This is a genomic window from Listeria goaensis (genome assembly GCF_900186125.1).
Classification (GTDB): domain Bacteria; phylum Bacillota; class Bacilli; order Lactobacillales; family Listeriaceae; genus Listeria; species Listeria goaensis.
In genome coordinates, this window is record NZ_FYBQ01000014.1 from 38,624 (window position 1) to 56,585 (window position 17,962).

A 17,962-nucleotide genomic window follows, 5' to 3' on the forward strand; every position below is an offset into this window, starting at 1 on the left:
TGAACTATTTAAATGTCAATAGGGTATACTCTATTGAACAGTTGGTGAATTATTGATATACTTATCTTCGGCGGGTGTTCAATAGAACTGTTCAAAAATACTTTTTCAAAAGGAGTTCAAAATGGAAAAAATTGGGTATATTCGTGTAAGTTCCACAGAGCAAAATATTCATCGTCAAGTCGAACAACTTTCTCATTGTCAAAAAGTGTTTATAGATAAATTAAGTGGCCAAAATAAAAATAGGCCGGAACTTGAAAAGATGTTAGCGTATATTCGAGAAGGTGATTTAGTTGTCGTCACGGAATTGGATCGTCTGGGAAGAAATAATGAAGATTTAACGGAAATCATGGATGACATCAAAAAACGAGGAGCAACCCTGGAAGTTTTAAACTTACCTCAATTAAATGGCATCCAGGATGAAAATTTACGCTTATTGTTGAATAACTTGATTATGGAGCTATATAAGTATCAGGCAGAGTCTGAACGCAAGCGAATTATCGAGCGGCAGCAACAAGGCATCCGTTTGGCCAAAGAAGCAGGTAAATATAAAGGAAGAAAACCGAAATATACGGAACACAGTGAAAATTTGCAGCATGCGTTTGATTTGTTGAATAAAGGAGCAAGTGAAGCGGAAGCAGCACGAAAAGCTGGAATAAACCGTTCTACTTTTCGGAGATATAAAGAAAAATATCACGTATAAATTAGGCCGGTCTATTAGGTTCCTTTTTTCAGTAAAAAGTAAAATCGTAATTATTGTATACTTTAGTTTAGTTTCAGGCACACAATTGAACAAAAATCAGAAAATAATTTTATTTAAGACTCCCATTATGGTATACTGAACAAAAAAGAGGAGATGAAGAACATGTCAGGACAAATTAGAATGAGCCCGGTAGAATTACGGGATCGTGCCAAAACGTATGGGACTAGCGCGCGTGATATTGAACAATTACTTCAACGTTTATCCCAAATACAAGAACAACTTCGCAGTGAATGGGAAGGACAAGCGTTTGCACGGTTTGATGATCAGTTTAATCAATTAAAACCAAAAGTGACGGAGTTTGCGAATTTGATGGATCAAATTGAACAACAATTACAAAAAACAGCCACTGCAGTGGAAGAACAAGACCAAACGCTTTCACAAAATTTTGGATTCTAATAACAAAGCAGCGTCTCTTAGATCAAAATGAGAGGCGCTCTTTTCAGATAAAGAGGTGTTAGGGATGCAGGAAGAAATTGCCAGTCAGATGGGTATTGCACAGCAGACTGCTACATCATTGAATACTGCTGTAAATCAATTGGAGTCAGACAAAGTTATTCAACAAGACAATCAAACAACACTTCAAGGAAATCAAATGGCAAAAGATTATTTAACTAAAGAGTCTCAAATAGTTCAAAAATTTACTCTTGCTTTTAAACAAGACATAGAGAATATTAGAAGTGTGGCGGCCGAGTTTGAATCTTTTGATGGTCAATTACAGCAAAACTTTGAAATTAATTTACCTACTCTATAGGAGGAGAAAGTTTGGATAGGTTCCAAGAAATCACGAATCAAATCAATAATACTCAGCAAACTTTTTATGAAATTGAAAATCAGGAACGAAAATTAGAGAATACTAGATGTCACTTTGAAGAGATTTTAAATCGAAAAGAGCGATTGTTCTTTGATATCAAACAAATATGGATTAAAGGTGATATGGCATACCGTACATTAGACAATCAACGAGATATTCAACGATATCAGGATAGTCTAATGGATGAGATAATGAATGAACAAGAAGAAATCAAGAAGCAAAAACGTAACTACCAGAAACAAGAAGAAGAGCTGATTTGGCAGCGAAAAAAAATATGGGAGGAGGAAAATGAGTGAGCTTGAATATGTTTTTAGATCAGTCAGAAACTCAAGCTTCTACGGCCAGTCTTTTTTGTAGAAGCCACATAGAGGGAATGGAAGCAATAAAAACAAGCATTTCTCAATTTGTAGCAGAAGAAGACTTAAAAGGAAAAACATATGACTCGGCAAAGCATTATTTCCAACAAATTTATATTCCTTTAGCAAATGGTATAATTTTAATTGCTGAAACGCTTGAGAAAGCAATTAAAAAGCTGCCAGAGGAATATAAAGCGGATGTCGATGCTAATTCTTTGCAAGAAGACGTCCTACGTAGCCATATACAGCAATTGAATAATTTAGCGATGGATATTGAGTCATTGACAGCTAGCGCAAATCTTTCACCTTTAGGTCATCCAAGTACTGGAATTGTAGACACTTTACATTTGCAAGCACAAGAAAGTCAGAAAAAGTTAGATAAGCTAATAGCATTTGATGGGAGTTCTACACATATTTTTTCGGAACTAGATGTTTTATTTAATAATGTTGAATCAGGGTTAAAGGCTATTACCAACGGACGGGGATTTAGTAATGCAACTGGAATTTTTGATAGTTCGTTAATTGATACTTCTTGGATTAGCCCAATAAACTCTTCATATAATATCTATATGAAGGAACATATTGACAGTAAGATGCCAAACTTGAATGCACAAGATATTGCATATTTGCAAGACTATGCTACCAACCATCCTGATGAAGACGTACCTAAGAGCTGGCAAACTTGGTTGATAAATATGATTCAGGGAGGATATGGCTATGTAGGACAGTACTCAGCTGATATCACAAGCTTAATATCTTTAGGAGTTGTTAAATTTGGTGGTATAAAAACTGTTTTAGAAGCTGTTGCTAGAAGTGAAGGCCCGAACGCATTTGCAATAGTAAACCCAGCTAGTAAGGGGCCAGAAATTGTTCAAAAAGGACTCAAATTAGGAAAATTTGCAAAAGGCTTAGGTCCGGCATTATCTGTTGTTGGTTTTGGTTTAGGTATGGCTGACGACATGATGAATGATGATAAAACTCTAGGAGAGGCGACTGTTCACAGCGGTACATCTACACTTGTTGGTGTTGGTGCTGCAGCGGGGGGATCATTTTTAACAACAACTGCTTTGGTAGCATTTGGGGTAAGTAACCCTGCTGGATGGGCCATTTTAGGAGGAGCTGCGGTTGGATTTGTTGCTGTCAAAGGGTTTGACTATTTATATGATAATAACATCCTAGGAATTAAAGATGGACTTGATTGGACTGGAGAAAAAATTGATCAAGGCCTTGACTGGGCTGGAGACAAATTAGGAGAATGTGTTGAAGGTGTTGGTAAAGTACTTAATCCTATGAACTGGAGTTGGTGATTTTTGAATTCAGCAGATATAGAGGGCATATATAAAAATATACGATATAGAATTATTCATTCTGAAAACGAAGTATACTTATTAGATCTGGATAGCCCATTTTTATTTTTTATATTTCCATTTTTCAGCGGTCTATTCACAAGAAAGGTACATATTATTGATCCTCAAATAGCATCGCAACTAGCTATACCAGATGAAGTGAAGAGAAAACAGAAAGAGAATTTAAAGATGCCGTATAAGAGTATACTAGCAGTTTTAATCATCTTTTTAATCCCAATATATAGAAAAATTTCTTTTCAATTTCACTTACCAGTTGGAATTGAGTATATAACGTTTGCAATTTTGTGTACCTTAATTATACTAATGCGAATTTTGATATCTAAAAATGCCAAAAAGAAACTAACAGAAAAAGTGAATTTGAAAAGTTTAGATTATAAAAAGATAAAGATTAAACCAGAGTCGTTTAAATATCAATTTATAGTAACAATTTTTTATATTTTTTTAATGGTAATGGGTTGTATATCGTTAATTGCGCAAATTAAATCATCCGACAGTGAATTTTTCCTTGTGTATATCATAGCCCTTTTTTTCTTGAGCTTTTTAAATGTTGTTGGCGCAGCAGATTCAGCTGGTAAATGTAAATTAAAAAAAATATGAAGGGGTGTATAATTTGTTACCCATAGGATCTATAGTTTACTTAAAGGACGGAATGCAAAAAATGATGATTTTGAATAGAGGTCCAATAGTTGTGATTGAAAAAGAACAATGTTATTTTGACTATTCAGCGTGTGAATATCCTGCAGGATTAATTCAAGATAAGATTTTTTATTTTAATGAAGAAAATATTTCTGAAGTTATATTCGAAGGATATAGTGATGAGAAAGAAAAGCGATTTGAAATAGTTTACAAAGACTGGCTGAAGCAAAATCCTGAACTCAAAAAAGGTACTGTGAATAGATTGCTAAATTAACTATAAGTTGCATTGTTTATAGCCTGCAAAAGCAAAGAGATTTAGAAAAAACTTCTAGATCTCTTTTTGGCCTAAAACATGCATCTCGAAGAAAATTGGACATTCTGTAATATTCTGAGTATATTTTTTGTTCACTTGTTCCATGCACCTCACATAATGAATTGAACGCTGCTTTAAATAGACTTGGTGATACTGGGGAAGGAAATAAAAACATTGATGATTTTGTCGACTGGTTAAAGGATTATACTAATTAAAGTAAAGGAATATTTTAGATGAGAAAGAAATACCTTACATGGGGAAGTTTTATACTCATAATCTTATTAATAATAGGAATTATTGTAGCCTATAATGTGTATAAGTCCCAACAAGAAGAACAAAATCGTAAAGATAGAATAATTCATTTTTCTGATGCTTTGTCTTCAGCGGCACGTGCTGAGCTTGAGCAGTATGGTTTGACAAGGTATCTAACACCAGAAGAAGCAAAAGAGCTTAAAAATTTGTATTATGAAAGAACTCAGAACATAACGGTGGCGATAGAGAGATAAAATACTTACTAAATGAGGATAATAATTATTCCTTAAAAGATTTAAATCCAGATCGTTTAAGTTTTGTACTGAATGCGTGCCTTACAGATGTTGGTAACGGAAATAAAAATATAGATGATTTTAATCAATGGGCTAGAAAAAACAGTAATAATTAATAAAGGTAGAAAATAGGCTTGATTACATACAAGACTTTATCAATAGTAAAGAGCCCTGGAATAGTTAATCCAAGGTTCATCGTGTAGGCTGTTTGTGAATTTATGACATGTGTCATATTTCCGTAAGACCAGGATACAATGAAATCAGTTGCAGCGTGCCAAGTCTTGAGAGATTACAGAGAGGACTTTCATACGTTAATGAAAAGTATAAAAATCAAGTGAGTGTCCCATATATGGGGAGTAATTCCCCTCACTTTTGGGAGGGGAATGGGCATGCTGAATGAGAGAATGACAAAAAAAGAATTACTCAAACGAGTAAAAAAAAATCAAATGAAAGCATCAGTACTCGAAGAAGTAGAGAAGAATACGCGAGAAAGTAAACAAAAATTATGGGAAGAGCATCAATTAAACTGGATCAATATTCAAAATATCACGGAAAAAGTAGAAGAACAATGTGGTTGTCCAGGTTATTTTCAAGAAGAAATAGCATTGTTGAAGATTTCTTTTAATGAGCTGATGCAGGAGATTGAAGCGAAGATTGCTGATTGTCAGAAAAAAAAGGCAGCGTTAGAGGCTGAATTAGACGACTTAATTGAAATTGGACGGCAACTAGAGCATGCTAAGAAATAAGTTCACATAAATATAAAGGCATATATAAATTCGAAGCCCCCCAGATTCATTTCTAGGGGGCTTCTTGTGATTCAGGGTTTTAAGAAATCAGAAAATACAGTATGGATCTCTTGCAATTCATAGCGCGGACAATTGAACATGAGATATTTATTCACTTGATAAAGCTTGATGACTTTATAAAAGGTGCTATCGTTAATTTGATAGCGTTGCATGGTTTCCTGACGTGTGGTCATCTTTTTGGGTATCTTATCGACCTTCTCCCCTACCCCGTCGCTATTGAGCAAAAGAGTATTGTCGAGAAGAAAACGAAAATAAGATTGCTTCTGGTACAATTTTTTAGCGCGGTATAAATACCTCCATTTTTCTTCTGGATACTTTTCAAGTGCTTGAGTAGCAATGAAATTTAAGCGAATGTATTTGACACTTTTGGAAAATTCTTGTGTGATCCATCTGCGGCGAAAACCGAGATGTTCTTCAATATCCTGGATAGTCACCGTATAGCCATTCGCAAAATCTTCATGATAGTAAGCACTTATTTCGGAGTATGTTCCATTTGGAATCGGTTTATACATATTTGAATCCATTTCTCGCACCTCATAAGTACATGTGTGTAGTATTATTATCTTTTACGTTATTTCTTCTTAACTTCTGTTCTTTTTATCGATTCCATGGCAGAATGGTAAATCTTCATTTCGAATCCACATGTTAAATACCATTTTAACACAATAACACAAATGTTATTGTGTTATCTAACATGTTTCAGTAAAAAGGAAGAAAACCGAAATATACGGAACACAGTGAAAATTTGCAGCATGCGTTTGATTTGTTGAATAAAGGAGCAAGTGAAGCGGAAGCAGCACGAAAAGCTGGAATAAACCGTTCTACTTTTCGGAGATATAAAGAAAAGTATTTATAAATATTTAAGTTGCATAACCTATCTTAGCGAAAGTAGTACAAACAAAAAGCGGTCTTATCATGGAATAAGGCCGTTTTTTCGTTTTCATTTGAAATGTTTTAGGCTGAATAAAAGCGCCATTGTGAAGATGGCGAGATCATTATTTGTAAGATGGAAGTAAAGAAGTTTATAAACCACTCAAAAAAATAAAAATGCCTTGGTCTCGCCAAGGAAATTTCTGCTAATGAGTAAACTCGCAATATCGACAACATGATGATGGATAAATATGGTATATTATAATTGAAAGAAAAATACATAAGTGGCGTTGTTTTGTAATCTAAGTAGAGAAAAGAGGCCTTGTAATGAAAGGGAAAAAAATAGCCATTTCTATAATTGGTGTATCAATTTTACTGGGGGGATGTTCATTTATGGGACAGTCAGATGAAAAAGAAAAGAAAGTAGACGACGGGACAACACCTGTTGCGGAGTATGAAGGGCAAGGGTTTATTTTTGTTGATGGTGATAAGTCTAAAGATATTGTTGAAAAGAATGAAGCAGAAATTAAAAAAAGAGCCATCAAATATATGAAAGATACATATAAAACTGATGTAAAAGTAAATAATGTGGTTCCAGCAAGAGACGCTGCCGTTGTTATGGTTGAAGCAGAAGAACCGATAGAGTTTCATACTTCTGTGATTGTGGGGATTGACCCACGTTCTAAGGAATTGAATAATACTCGTTCCGAGGAAGGGAAAGTAGAGTCTGGTATTGTAAGTGGTTTGTATGCTAAAGCCTACAAAGAAAAATTTGTACATTTGGACACTTTTGCAGAAAAAGAAGCAAAAGAAAATAATTTACAAGGTTTGAATCAGGCGACAATTGATAAAACACAAGCATCAGGGTATGAGCAAATTTATTATTTTGTTCCACTTGGTGGTGATTTCACAACGGTTTATGATGCCTATATGAAAAACCCGAATATTTCTGTTGATCAATTACAAGTTCTATTTTCAAATGAAAATAGTAAGATAGAGGAGATGGATATAGCTATCCGTTATTTTAATATAGGCCAAGGTTTACCAAATCAAGAGATAGTTAATAAGATTGGCGAAAACTTGAAAAAGGAAGAAGGTTTACCTAAAGGCAACTATAATATAATTATCTATAAAAATTTTCTTGTTGACCGTGTAGGACAACCAAATGGAGACGATGTAAGGATTGAAGGAATAGAAAAATATTAATAAATAGGGAGGAGGAAACGTAATGTCTGTTTATACCGATATGAAAACGCCAGACATAGATATCATAGAATTAAGTGGGAAAATAGTTTATAGTGAGCCAAACGACTATGATAGATTAAAAGTAAACGGGAATAAATATGTTGTCAAAGAAGGCGAATATGGCACCAAATCCGGACTCGACTATATGATTGTCGAAAACACCAAAACAGGCGAAGTCGGCATGATTTTCCAAGGCACGCAAGGGCAAAAAGACGGTGGGCGGGATATTATTACCGATGCTACGCTTCCTGGAAATATCCCTGATGATCAACTAAAGGCGGCGGATAAAGCTTATAAGAAAATGAGTAAAAAATATGCGATTAAATACGTAGGGGGGAACTCTTTAGGAGGTGGGCTCGGCAATTATGTCGCATCAAACAATGATGTGAAAAGTGTGACTTATAACCCTGCCATTTTGCCAGACGGCGAGTATTCGCAAAAGAATCCCGACATTACCAATTATATGAGCGAATATGATCCGTTAACATTGGGGGAACGAAGTGCGGGATACTTAAGTCGTTTACCGGGTAAAAATGTCACGTTAAACAATAACCTACCTTTATTTGCCACCCTTACATCTAACCACACAGGCTATAGTGAAGCGATTAATATTGACGGTGAAGAAATCTTGATTGATGCGGACGCTTATTTACCTGTTGGCGTTTGGAGTGGTGCTGTTTTGACAGGTGGAAAAGGGCATAAAATAGACGTCAATCCTGAAAATATGAAAATCTTGGCGAACTCGATGGTCACCAGATTGAAGGGACAAATTACCACCGCCCAATCACATGTGGATCATGCCGTGGATATTGTCGAACAGGAAGGCAATAAACTAGACGACAGAAAAACCAAGCTAACCGATAGTTTTGATGATTTACTCGGACAAGGAAGCTTTGGAAAAGCGTTAACAACGATGTCAGGTTATGAATCCGTAAGGGATATTATCGAATCGGGAACTCCTGGCATTTCAATCGCAAGAAAAGCGATTTATAAGCTTAAAAATTCTTCTGTGGTTTCAGATTTTCTAGTCAGCTTTTTAGGAAATTTTGACGGCATGATAGGGACATCAATTGAATTACCCATTCTGATTGTGGATACAGTAACGCGACTAGACGAAATTATTTCTCAATTAGACGCACTCAAAAAACATGCGATTCCGATGCTGTTTCAAGGAATCGACAATGAATTTTTTAGTGATGGCATGGTGAAGGAACTCAAAGCTCATTATAAAAGGATAGATGAAAATAAAGAGGTTGTAACGAGTCAAATTATGACGTTCGGTACACAAGTCACTTATGTATCGAATGAATTGGAAAAATCAGACAAGCTTTTAACCGCCACTCAAAAAATAGAACGGGTCTCAGCGCCGCCTGCGACTTCAGATTTTACTTTGCAAGAATCAAAGGTACTCAAAGACGGTATGGGGAAAAAGCAAACATTACTCGATCATAATTATAAGCGATTTAGAGAACAAACGGTGTCTACATTGGAGCCAGTGATTGGTCATTTTTCAAGCACATTGAACCTATTAGACGAGACCGTAGACGATTTTATTCAAGGGCTACGGAACGCACGAGGAACTTTTGAACATCTTAATATTCCGTTCACAGATTTAGATGTAGCGATTCCTGTTTTACTTACAGAAGCGATTGACTCACTGAAACCTTATCAAACTGCGCTTGATTCTATCAAAACGGCTGTTCGTTCATTGCGTGGTGGTGGGTTAAATGATGTACTGGAAGCATACCGCCCGTATATCGATACGGCTCTTTTTGAGGGGACACAGTTCCAGAATGTCATCGCCCTGAACAAAGCATCAGTCAATATTTACGAAAGTTCGAAAGTGGTTTTTGAAGATATTAAGTACCAGTTAAGTGATAACAGAGCGGCGGCGGTTGAGGCACTGGACAAACAGGCTGACAAAGTTGTGGCCAATTTAGGCATGCTTATTGGCCAACTAAAACGAGGTAGCATCGAAGTATAGAAAGTACAAGCAAGGAGATTAAGTCTTCTCAAATTTGGGAGGGAAATAGGCCATGGCGAACGAGAAAATGACAAAACAAGAATTACTCAAACGAGTACAAAAAAATCAAATGAAAGCTTCAGTATTCAAAGAAGTAGAGAAGAATACGCGAGAAAGCAAACAAAAATTATGGGAAGAGCATCAATTAAACTGGATCAATATTCAAAATATCACGGAAAAAGTAGAAACACAGTGTGGTTGCCCAGGTTATTTCAAAGAAGAAATAGCATTGTTGAAGATTTCTTTTAATGAGCAGATGCAGGAGATAGAAGCGAAGATTGCTGATTGTCAGAAGAAAAAGGCGGCGTTAGAAGCTGAATTAGACGACTTAATTGAAATTGGACGGAAACTAGAGCATGTGAAGAAATAAGGCGAACATAAATATAAAGGCATATATAAATTCGAAGCCCCCTAGATTCATTTCTAGGGGGTTTCTTGTGATTCAGGAGTTAAGAAATCAGAAAATACAGCATGAATCTGTTTCAAATCATAGCGCGGACAGTTGAGTATGAGATATTTATTCACTTGATAAAGCTTGATGACTTTATAAAATGTGCTATCACTAATTTGATAGTGTTGCATAGTTTTCTGGCGTGTGGTCATCCTTTTGGGAATCTTATCGACCTTCTCCCCTACCCCATGGCTATTGAGCAAAAGAGTATTGTCGAGAAGAAAACGAAAATAAGATTGCTTCTGGTACAATTTTTTAGCGCGGTATAAATACCGCCATTTTTCTTCTGGATACTTTTCAAGTGCTTGAGTAGCAATAAAATTTAAGCGAATATATTTGACATTTTTGGAAAATTCTTGTGTAATCCATCTGCGGCGAAAACCGAGATGGTCTTCAATATCTTGGATAGTCACCGTATAGCCGTTCGCAAAATCCTCATGATAAAAGGAGCTGATTTCAGCAAATGTACCGTGAGGAATAGGTTTATACATATTTGAGTCCATTTTTCACACCTCCTAAAGCACACACGTGTAAATTAGCACCGACTTTGTTTAAAGTGACCCCCAGTCACACAGAGAGCGAGTTCTTTTCTGTTCATTTGTTTCGTCTACGCCGATTATTGAATTTACACTTTTTTATTGAAAAGATAAAATCTAAGTAGTTCTAAATATTTTTCCTAGTATACCAGTATACCAGTATACTTTATAGTTGCTCAAATAGATTCTGATATACGGCTTTATAACCTTGAAGCTGACGTGTAGATAGTTTTGTATTAATATAATTATCTAATAGCATGTTCACAATATCATTTATAGATGGTGTTCCTTCTGTTTCAAGCTCTTCTAAATCCTTAATGTACGGCTTTAATGTATTAATTTTAAGGATAACATCTGGTGACATTTTTTGAGTCTTTGTGGCTTTTTTTCTCATATCAAAGCCTTCTTTTTCTACATTTTGAATTTGACTAGTCTTTGTTTTAGATGAGTCCGCCGATGTTGGTTCAGAATGTGAATTATTTTCTTTCACTTGTGGCGACTCTTTTGATTCTGAAGAAGATGAGTCTCTTCCAAAATCTCCAACACCTGCTATATCAACTTTTTTTGAATTAAGTGTAGATTTTCGCTTCCGGTTAATTATTGGAGATATTCTTTCATTATTAGCCAATTCTTTCACATCCTCTCCTATATATTTTGAAGCATAACCTCGTGTTGGTCTAATTCCTCTAAAACATCAATAAATACCTGATGAGCCTTGTTTATTATTAGCAATCGAATTATACATGGCCAAAAAGGAAGACGGCACCTTCAGATATTCGTTACGTGATGTGGAAAAAAGAACCGTCATTGCCAGGAGAACTTTGTTACGTTATTTTAGTGAACTTGGCATTTCTCGGAAGAAATCATGATTGTTCAGACTGAAGAGAGGAAGTGGCTAGATTATGGAAGAGAATGAGCAGCTGAGAAGGATTCAAAAACTATTAGCACTTGCCAGTGATGCCAATGAAAAAGAATCACAAGCAGCGCTTGCTAAAGCACAAGCATTGATGATGGAACAGCAAGTATCTGAAGATGAGGTTATCCAGTATGACCGGAAAATGAGGCTCGATTGTGTGGTGGAACGCATAGTATATTCGGGAAGACCACAAAAGTGGGTCTATCGTCTCTGTCGAATTATTGCGGCGAATTTTCGAGTAAAAACTTTTTACCAGGATGGAATGCCAATTCAGTTAGTTTTCTTGGGGATTGAAAGAGATGTTCAAGTGGCTGAAATTACTTTTCTCTATGCCATGGGAAGTGTTCAATATGGGGCTAGGGAATTCATGAAACGTCCAGAGGTCAAGAGAAAGTATAAACGTAAATGGGGCATGAAGCAGGATTACATAGAAGGTTATCTACAAGCCCTTCAAGCGACTTTTAAAACGCAAGTAGTGACAAATGGTTACGAACTCTCCTTACAATTACCAGAAATTGTAATCAAAGCAGTCAATCAAAAACAGTTAGTGCCAGGTAAAAATAGACAACATGTGGTGCAAGAAGCAGAAGCTTACTATCAAGGTTATAAGGATGGTGAGGAATTTCGACAAAAAGAAAGCATCGAATGAGAGACATGGCTTGCCATAGATACTTTCATAAAAAGCAGAGTATTTATAGATAACAAACTTAAAAAGACGAAAACCATTTTAGTGGATTTTCGTCTTTTTGCCTGTTGGACAAAGTTTTATGGATGGTGCTTGTTTTTCACAGAATAATTTACAGAAAAATTCATATTACGTGCTATAATAAGGTATCGTGGAGTTATTCTAGTATAGGTAAGGAAGAGGGGGATGCAAATGGCCGTGATTCAAAGTAATCTTTCGGCTGCCACACGTGTAGCTAATCAATTTGGCCAAGCTCATGATCAAATGATGTTGGTCAACGCTCAAACCATTCAACGTGCTGAGCGTACAGTCCTGAACGGGAATCAAGAAGCCAGAAAAGCCAATCAACAGGTTCAACAAATGGTGCAAGTATTTAATCAATGTCTCATGCGAGATATAGGGTATATTCAACAAACAGCTCAAGAATTTGAACGTCAGGATCAAAGCCTTCAAAAACTTTTTGAGTGAGCGAATTAAATGAGGTGAATCCAACATGGAGATAGAGAAAAAAAGAGAAGCTATCCAGCAACAATGGCATTTCGTGAGTGACAAACAAGAAGTGAATTTGAACCAGCAAAGAAGTATCGAATATCAAAGTGAACTATATCAGGAGTTCCGTCATCGCCAGGAAGCTCTGTTTACGAGAATGGAACACTTTTGGTTAGGTGATCCGATGATGCGAACCTTTTTGAATCATGCTCATCAGGATTTAAGAGCTGAAGACAAGCAGATAACTTTTCATTTGGAAGAGCAACAAGAAGAGCGCCGGCAAGAATATCGGCAACTTGTCCAACAAGAAGAGGAATTGCTCCATCAGCGTTTAGCTCTATCGAGAGGGGGCCAGTAAAATGACCTTGTCGATGTATTTAGGGGAAGTGGACAGTCAAGCAGAAAGTGTGGAACAATTTTGTGCACGTACGATAACGGGGATGGAAGCGACTCTTCGTGCGATTCATGCGTTTAATTTAGAGCCAACCTTACAAGGAAAAACATACGCCAGTGCCAAACGTTATTTCATGCAAACATACCGCGTATTCGCGCAAGGCATGATTTTATTGTGCCAGGAGCTTCAGGCACAAAATCAAGCGCTACCTGCCAATTTTCGAGCAGAAGTGGCACAGACAGATGTTGTGGAAACGGAACTGTTAGCCCAAATACAAGAATTGCAAAGACTTCAAACGGGGTTAGCAGAATTGAATGGAGATCTGCTATTACTGAAGCCCATGACTTACATTTATGAAGTGTGTGAGCGGAAACTAAAAGAAAAGTTAAAAGCTTTACGATTGTTTAATCAAACGTCCGGCACTTATTTCAATGTAGTGATGCAACAAGCAGCCAACTTGCAACGCGGTCTTACGGCTATCACGCAGCATTCAGGGTTTAACCAGGCCACCCAAACCTTTCAAACAATGGGGATGGATTTAGGTTGGACAAGCTCCATTGAAAAAGCCTGGCAAGCCAATCAAAAACAAAAGCAAGAAGAGGCGGAAGAGGCTCTTATTAAGGAATATGAAGAGAATATGCCCTTACCTTACATACCTAAGGGGAATTATGCCGGTTTTGTGGTGAAGGATGGAAAATTAGATACGGAAGCTACTCTAAAGCGTGTCGATGACAATGTGGAAGCGAATAAAGAACTCCGCGGACAATGGGTAGGTATCTTAGACTTTTTGACACCGGTGATGGACGCTGTGCGCCTAGCGTTTGGTATCGAGCCTAGTAATGGGAAAGAAATCGAAGTCAGTGGGCGATACACAGCAGCGGCTTTTCTCCTACTGCCATTTGTTAAAGTGGCCAAGATTGAAAAGTTTGTAAAACTCGCTCGGGACAATAAGGCCTTTAAGTATACGTATGAAGGATATGATGATATTTATCATTTAAGCAAAACGGAACATGTAGGAACCTTAAAAGGCAGTAGTGTGAAATTAGATGGTGTTATGGAAAAAACAATTATCTATACAAAAAGGAGTAAGACCGAAGCGGCACAAATGCGCAAAATATTCAACTCGTCAGTACGAACTAATTATTTAAAGGATGCAGCTAATAGTTCAGAAATAATCAAGGAATTCAAAGCTGGGGGGCTAACGGACAAACAAATTCAAGATATGAAAAAAGGCGTTCAACCAGAAGGGTATCAAGTACATCATAAGCTACCATTAGATGATTCAGGAACTAATGATTTTAGCAATTTGATGTTAATCAAGAATGACCCATATCATAAGGTTATAACAAACTCCCAATTAACTTTTTCCAGGAAAATGCAACCAGGGGAAAGTGTAAAAGTGAAGTTTCCAATTCCAGAAGGAAACATATATCCTAAATAACAACATTATAAGGAGTGTAATTATGCTGATAGATACGATATCTAAAGTAAAGAAAGTTATGGAGGAGTTTAATCGGACTATTCCAGATGGAGCTACTTTAAGAGAAATTGAATTATTTAAAAAGTGGGCATTAAACAATTTTGGAGAGTCGGTTCCATGGAAAGATTATGTTCCATTTTTACAAGAAGTTAATTCATTGCAATTCAATGGAGTATTTTTATACGGCATAGGGAATGTACAAGAAAATCTTGATCTCGTGGAGAATAACAAAATTTGGCATGATGTTGAAGAACAAAAAAAATATCTTTTCTTTGGAGATGGAGATATTTCTTGGTATGTATGGGATTGTGAACTAGATGAATTTCAGCAGTTAGACAAGCCAAGTGGAGAAGTATATGAAATTTATGATAGCCTAGATGAAATGCTAATCGAGGCTCTAGAGGTAACTTTACCATAAAAATTAAACAAGTTAGCAGATTTTCAAATACATAATCTTTTAATTCAATTGATGACTGGAATGAAGGATAATGTAGATTTGAAAATTTACTCTACAATATTTAGGATAGTGATTGTAGACTTTTTCATAGTATAAAGATTAACTTCCAAAAAGCAATAAGAGGCGAAACTTGGGGTACCGAGGGCGCAAATAGAAAAGAAACCTGTAACTCTAAAGCTACGGGTTTCTTTGTGTAAGTGTGTGTGAACTACTGAAATACGCCTTATTTCCATAATACATAGATATATGATAAACGTTTTTGAAGTATAACCAATTAAGTATAAAAGTATAAATTTATACTTATCGTTCTTTTACAGACTTTATACTATTTCTAATGAGTTTTTGCTTCTGTGGAGGCATTTCATTGATGTAATTTTCTACAACTAAATTAATTACTTCATAAATTTTCATATCTTCAATAGTAGAAATAGTACTTATAGCTGTATGTGTTTCAATAGAAATTCTAATACTTTTAGGTAAATCTTTTGTTGTTAATTTTCGATTTTCTGTAATTAGTAAATTTTCAGGTCTTGAGCGTTCTTGTGATTCACTGGCAGTGGGTTTGATACTCTCAGGACGTTCTGTTTTATTCTTTCTAAATGAATTTAACCCTATGTTATTAGCCATTAATATCACTTCCTATTTTTTTAGTAATTCAATTCTTTGTAATACTTCTTCTGCTACGCTCTTATATGCTTTATGAACATTTTTATCGTGGATATCTGATTTATTATTAGTAATACCTTCTCGATCAAATCTTTTTAATCGAGCCATTTGCTTAATTTGATTAGTAAATAAATTTTGTTTTTGGAATGAATCAATTGCATCTTCAATAACATCCTTATCTAAATCAGAGCCATTTTGCATTAAAACAGGAAGTACACCCAATATATCAGTGTTTAAATTATAGTCATCTGTTAACTGAAGTAGGTGTTCGATATATGTTTCAGCTCCTTTCAAAGAGCGTTCTTGAGTCTGTAATATAATGATGACATAATCACTTGCAACAAATGCACTATCTGTAAATTTATTCATTTGAGGAGGCACATCAATGATTACAAAATCGTAGTCCTCCTTAATTTCATTTAAAAGTTGATTAAAATAGCTATCCATACTTAAATCATCGCTAAAATTATCATACAAATAGCGCTCAAATTCTTGTAAATCTTTATAAGATGGTAGTAAATCTAGGTTCTCTTTAACACTAATTAAAGCAGGCCTCAAGTCTTGGTGCTCAAAGATGGCGTTTGCTAGTGTAATTTCGTATGTAGGTTCTTTCTTTAAAACTTTTTTCATCGTAGTAAATAATAAATCTGTTGTATTGGCTTGTGGATCAAAATCGACGACTAAAACTTTTTTATCCATATTAGATAATTCATATGCAATCATAACGGCGTTTGTAGTCTTTCCAACGCCTCCTTTAAAATTACCTGTTGTAATAACTGAAGTCATTTAAATCTTCCTCCATCTCTATAAAATTATAAAATATTTTTATACTTTTGTAGAGTTAGTATAACATATGATTTTCAGCTATTCAAGTATAAAAATATAAAAGTATAAAAATATAAAAGTATAAATTTATACTTATCCTGAAAACAGTTGCGAAGTGTACTAAAGCGACTTTTGTTAATAAACAAGAGAAATATAACTTCTATAATTATAAAAGTATAAAAATATAAAAATATAATTTTATAAAAATATAAAAGTATAATTCAAGTATAAAAGTATAAAATTATACTTTTATAAAATTGAGTGTTTAGAACCTTGAGAAAAGAGCCTTTTCACTTGAAGAAAAGGGTTTACAAAAAAAAAAACTTGTTGTATTGTTAGTACAACAAGCAAATAAAAAAGGAATCGTTAATTTATATTTTGTATGGCTGTACAAAATATAAATTCAATTACACAACCCAAAAGTGTAATCCTAGCAACGAAACCCCAATGTAGTATATAATTTTTTAGACTTATTTCCGATAAAAAAATTATACCACATTTAGGTTTATTTGACAATGGCTTCAAACGTTGAAGTAAAGCCATTTGAAAAACTTTTTTTCGCTAGGAGACGATTGAGTTCCTTCCTATGTGGAAAATGTGAGTCCTTGAACAGGGGTACGGCACTTCCAAAATGGGAAGAAGTCGTAGCCTTTTTTGTTGTGCGAAAAAAAGGGAAGGAGTCCAGTGTGGTATGCCTAATTCTAGCAAAACGATGGATGTATATACATATTCAGCTATCATTAGCACAGTGGTACACGAAGGCATCACAGCTTTTTCAAAGCGAAATAGCCGTGGTGTATTCGCTGTGCGGCAACATTTTGCCGCACAAGAAGCGGAGCATGGAAATCGCAAAGGCGTTCAGTTTGTCGTGCGCCAAAAAGAAGACTTGCAACGCCAAAAAGGCGTACGTGGGTTTATCGTGACCAGCCAAGAAGCGCTGATTCAAGAAGTGAATGAGTTTACGCACTGGACACCGAACACGTATCGGTGGGGAACCTACTCAGATGACCACCGAAAATACATCAAAGGCCATTCCGAACAGAACCTGCAACAAATCAATACGTATGTCATTGATGTGGATACTATGCAAGTGGACGTAGCCCAAATGATCATGGCGGCCATGAAAATCTTGAATCAAACGCCAACTTTTATTCTTCAGACGAATCAGGGTTTTCAGCTGTATTTTGTCTTACAAAATCCAATCTTCATCAGCAATGCCCATAACTTTAAGAGCCTACGTGTGGCCAAAAAAGTGGCCCAAAATCTAAAGCATGCCTTTGCGGCGGAATTACCGAACGTAGACCGAGGGTGCAATGACTTTGGTTTCTTCA

At 35.7% G+C, this 17,962-nt stretch carries 22 protein-coding genes and 2 pseudogenes; 19 read left to right on the top strand and 5 right to left on the bottom strand.

The genetic code is table 11. The features are described 5' to 3' along the window. Positions 1-121 precede the first annotated feature (121 nt). From CFT42_RS13160 to CFT42_RS13200, 9 genes are all read left to right on the top strand, one after another. Positions 122-700, top strand: coding sequence for a recombinase family protein (locus CFT42_RS13160; protein WP_088816359.1), 579 nt, complete (start codon positions 122-124; stop codon positions 698-700). Between the two features lie 162 nt (positions 701-862). Next, on the top strand, positions 863-1,156 hold the full coding sequence (locus CFT42_RS13165; RefSeq protein ID WP_088816360.1) for a WXG100 family type VII secretion target: 294 nt from the start codon (positions 863-865) through the stop codon (positions 1,154-1,156). A gap of 64 nt (positions 1,157-1,220) precedes the next feature. Then, positions 1,221-1,511, top strand: a complete 291-nt coding sequence (locus CFT42_RS13170) for a TIGR04197 family type VII secretion effector (RefSeq protein ID WP_088816361.1) — start codon at positions 1,221-1,223, stop codon at positions 1,509-1,511. 11 nt (positions 1,512-1,522) lie between these two features. Next, positions 1,523-1,867, top strand: coding sequence for a DUF3958 family protein (locus CFT42_RS13175; protein ID WP_088816362.1), 345 nt, complete (start codon positions 1,523-1,525; stop codon positions 1,865-1,867). Further along, positions 1,864-3,234 carry a T7SS effector LXG polymorphic toxin gene (locus tag CFT42_RS13180; protein ID WP_088816363.1) on the top strand — a complete coding sequence of 457 codons (1,371 nt, stop codon included), beginning with the start codon at positions 1,864-1,866 and terminating at the stop codon, positions 3,232-3,234. The genes CFT42_RS13175 and CFT42_RS13180 overlap by 4 nt, the downstream gene beginning before the upstream one ends. Before the next feature lie 3 nt (positions 3,235-3,237). Continuing rightward, entirely contained in the window at positions 3,238-3,891 is a 654-nt protein-coding gene (locus CFT42_RS13185) for a DUF443 family protein (RefSeq protein ID WP_088816364.1), read from the top strand. Between the two features lie 13 nt (positions 3,892-3,904). Then, positions 3,905-4,204 (top strand): DUF4176 domain-containing protein, encoded by a 300-nt coding sequence (locus CFT42_RS13190; protein WP_088816365.1) that lies wholly within the window; start codon positions 3,905-3,907, stop codon positions 4,202-4,204. A gap of 272 nt (positions 4,205-4,476) precedes the next feature. Beyond that, entirely contained in the window at positions 4,477-4,749 is a 273-nt protein-coding gene (locus CFT42_RS13195; RefSeq protein WP_088816366.1) for a hypothetical protein, read from the top strand. 428 nt (positions 4,750-5,177) lie between these two features. Continuing rightward, positions 5,178-5,534, top strand: a complete 357-nt coding sequence (locus tag CFT42_RS13200) for a hypothetical protein (protein ID WP_088816367.1) — start codon at positions 5,178-5,180, stop codon at positions 5,532-5,534. A gap of 71 nt (positions 5,535-5,605) precedes the next feature. Here the strand turns inward: CFT42_RS13200 and CFT42_RS13205 are convergent, their stop codons facing one another. After that, positions 5,606-6,118, bottom strand: coding sequence for a hypothetical protein (locus CFT42_RS13205; protein ID WP_088816368.1), 513 nt, complete (start codon positions 6,116-6,118; stop codon positions 5,606-5,608). Positions 6,119-6,315: 197 nt separating this feature from the next. Between CFT42_RS13205 and CFT42_RS15130 the strand changes: the two are divergent. From CFT42_RS15130 to CFT42_RS13225, 4 genes and pseudogenes are all read left to right on the top strand, one after another. Continuing rightward, positions 6,316-6,450 (top strand): annotated as a pseudogene (locus CFT42_RS15130) (helix-turn-helix domain-containing protein); the annotation flags it as partial. 341 nt (positions 6,451-6,791) lie between these two features. Continuing rightward, positions 6,792-7,670: a DUF1672 family protein gene (locus tag CFT42_RS13215; protein ID WP_088816370.1), complete on the top strand. Its 879-nt coding sequence runs from the start codon at positions 6,792-6,794 to the stop codon at positions 7,668-7,670. 22 nt (positions 7,671-7,692) lie between these two features. Beyond that, the gene (locus tag CFT42_RS13220) at positions 7,693-9,693 is read left to right on the top strand and encodes an SA1320 family protein (RefSeq protein WP_088816371.1); all 2,001 of its coding nucleotides are present in this window, start codon (positions 7,693-7,695) and stop codon (positions 9,691-9,693) included. 52 nt (positions 9,694-9,745) lie between these two features. Beyond that, positions 9,746-10,102: a hypothetical protein gene (locus tag CFT42_RS13225; protein WP_088816372.1), complete on the top strand. Its 357-nt coding sequence runs from the start codon at positions 9,746-9,748 to the stop codon at positions 10,100-10,102. A 53-nt stretch (positions 10,103-10,155) separates the two neighbouring features. Here CFT42_RS13225 and CFT42_RS13230 read toward each other — a convergent pair whose 3' ends face one another. Further along, complete coding sequence (locus tag CFT42_RS13230) at positions 10,156-10,686, bottom strand: hypothetical protein (protein WP_088816373.1); 531 nt, start codon at positions 10,684-10,686, stop codon at positions 10,156-10,158. 199 nt (positions 10,687-10,885) lie between these two features. After that, a complete protein-coding gene (locus CFT42_RS13235; RefSeq protein WP_088816381.1) occupies positions 10,886-11,347 on the bottom strand; it encodes a hypothetical protein in 462 nt (153 codons plus the stop codon). A 274-nt stretch (positions 11,348-11,621) separates the two neighbouring features. Here CFT42_RS13235 and CFT42_RS13240 point away from each other — a divergent pair, with 274 nt between their 5' ends. From CFT42_RS13240 to CFT42_RS13260, 5 genes are all read left to right on the top strand, one after another. Next, positions 11,622-12,284 carry a DUF7168 domain-containing protein gene (locus CFT42_RS13240; RefSeq protein WP_088816374.1) on the top strand — a complete coding sequence of 221 codons (663 nt, stop codon included), beginning with the start codon at positions 11,622-11,624 and terminating at the stop codon, positions 12,282-12,284. Positions 12,285-12,512: 228 nt separating this feature from the next. Next, positions 12,513-12,788 carry a TIGR04197 family type VII secretion effector gene (locus CFT42_RS13245; protein WP_159458175.1) on the top strand — a complete coding sequence of 92 codons (276 nt, stop codon included), beginning with the start codon at positions 12,513-12,515 and terminating at the stop codon, positions 12,786-12,788. A 25-nt stretch (positions 12,789-12,813) separates the two neighbouring features. Continuing rightward, a complete protein-coding gene (locus CFT42_RS13250; protein ID WP_088816376.1) occupies positions 12,814-13,167 on the top strand; it encodes a DUF3958 family protein in 354 nt (117 codons plus the stop codon). A 1-nt stretch (position 13,168) separates the two neighbouring features. Then, the gene (locus CFT42_RS13255; RefSeq protein WP_088816377.1) at positions 13,169-14,644 is read left to right on the top strand and encodes an HNH endonuclease signature motif containing protein; all 1,476 of its coding nucleotides are present in this window, start codon (positions 13,169-13,171) and stop codon (positions 14,642-14,644) included. A 22-nt stretch (positions 14,645-14,666) separates the two neighbouring features. Continuing rightward, complete coding sequence (locus CFT42_RS13260) at positions 14,667-15,101, top strand: YrhA family protein (RefSeq protein WP_088816378.1); 435 nt, start codon at positions 14,667-14,669, stop codon at positions 15,099-15,101. Between the two features lie 339 nt (positions 15,102-15,440). On the opposite strand, the gene CFT42_RS13265 is transcribed toward CFT42_RS13260, so the two are convergent. Then, complete coding sequence (locus CFT42_RS13265; RefSeq protein ID WP_088816379.1) at positions 15,441-15,767, bottom strand: hypothetical protein; 327 nt, start codon at positions 15,765-15,767, stop codon at positions 15,441-15,443. A 12-nt stretch (positions 15,768-15,779) separates the two neighbouring features. Continuing rightward, positions 15,780-16,592 (bottom strand): ParA family protein, encoded by an 813-nt coding sequence (locus CFT42_RS13270; RefSeq protein ID WP_088816380.1) that lies wholly within the window; start codon positions 16,590-16,592, stop codon positions 15,780-15,782. A 730-nt stretch (positions 16,593-17,322) separates the two neighbouring features. Between CFT42_RS13270 and CFT42_RS13280 the strand changes: the two are divergent. Beyond that, a pseudogene (locus CFT42_RS13280) lies at positions 17,323-17,962 on the top strand (primase C-terminal domain-containing protein); the annotation flags it as partial.

Bases quoted from the DNA above. Each gene is read 5' to 3' on its own strand.
- CFT42_RS13160 (WP_088816359.1), top strand. From the start codon at position 122: ATGGAAAAAATTGGGTATATTCGTGTAAGTTCCACAGAGCAAAATATT.
- CFT42_RS13165 (WP_088816360.1), top strand. From the start codon at position 863: ATGTCAGGACAAATTAGAATGAGCCCGGTAGAATTACGGGATCGTGCC.
- CFT42_RS13170 (WP_088816361.1), top strand. From the start codon at position 1,221: ATGCAGGAAGAAATTGCCAGTCAGATGGGTATTGCACAGCAGACTGCT.
- CFT42_RS13195 (WP_088816366.1), top strand. From the start codon at position 4,477: ATGAGAAAGAAATACCTTACATGGGGAAGTTTTATACTCATAATCTTA.
- CFT42_RS13200 (WP_088816367.1), top strand. From the start codon at position 5,178: ATGCTGAATGAGAGAATGACAAAAAAAGAATTACTCAAACGAGTAAAA.
- CFT42_RS13205 (WP_088816368.1), bottom strand. From the start codon at position 6,118: ATGGATTCAAATATGTATAAACCGATTCCAAATGGAACATACTCCGAA.
- CFT42_RS13215 (WP_088816370.1), top strand. From the start codon at position 6,792: ATGAAAGGGAAAAAAATAGCCATTTCTATAATTGGTGTATCAATTTTA.
- CFT42_RS13220 (WP_088816371.1), top strand. From the start codon at position 7,693: ATGTCTGTTTATACCGATATGAAAACGCCAGACATAGATATCATAGAA.
- CFT42_RS13225 (WP_088816372.1), top strand. From the start codon at position 9,746: ATGGCGAACGAGAAAATGACAAAACAAGAATTACTCAAACGAGTACAA.
- CFT42_RS13230 (WP_088816373.1), bottom strand. From the start codon at position 10,686: ATGGACTCAAATATGTATAAACCTATTCCTCACGGTACATTTGCTGAA.
- CFT42_RS13240 (WP_088816374.1), top strand. From the start codon at position 11,622: ATGGAAGAGAATGAGCAGCTGAGAAGGATTCAAAAACTATTAGCACTT.
- CFT42_RS13245 (WP_159458175.1), top strand. From the start codon at position 12,513: ATGGCCGTGATTCAAAGTAATCTTTCGGCTGCCACACGTGTAGCTAAT.
- CFT42_RS13250 (WP_088816376.1), top strand. From the start codon at position 12,814: ATGGAGATAGAGAAAAAAAGAGAAGCTATCCAGCAACAATGGCATTTC.
- CFT42_RS13255 (WP_088816377.1), top strand. From the start codon at position 13,169: ATGACCTTGTCGATGTATTTAGGGGAAGTGGACAGTCAAGCAGAAAGT.
- CFT42_RS13260 (WP_088816378.1), top strand. From the start codon at position 14,667: ATGCTGATAGATACGATATCTAAAGTAAAGAAAGTTATGGAGGAGTTT.
- CFT42_RS13265 (WP_088816379.1), bottom strand. From the start codon at position 15,767: ATGGCTAATAACATAGGGTTAAATTCATTTAGAAAGAATAAAACAGAA.
- CFT42_RS13270 (WP_088816380.1), bottom strand. From the start codon at position 16,592: ATGACTTCAGTTATTACAACAGGTAATTTTAAAGGAGGCGTTGGAAAG.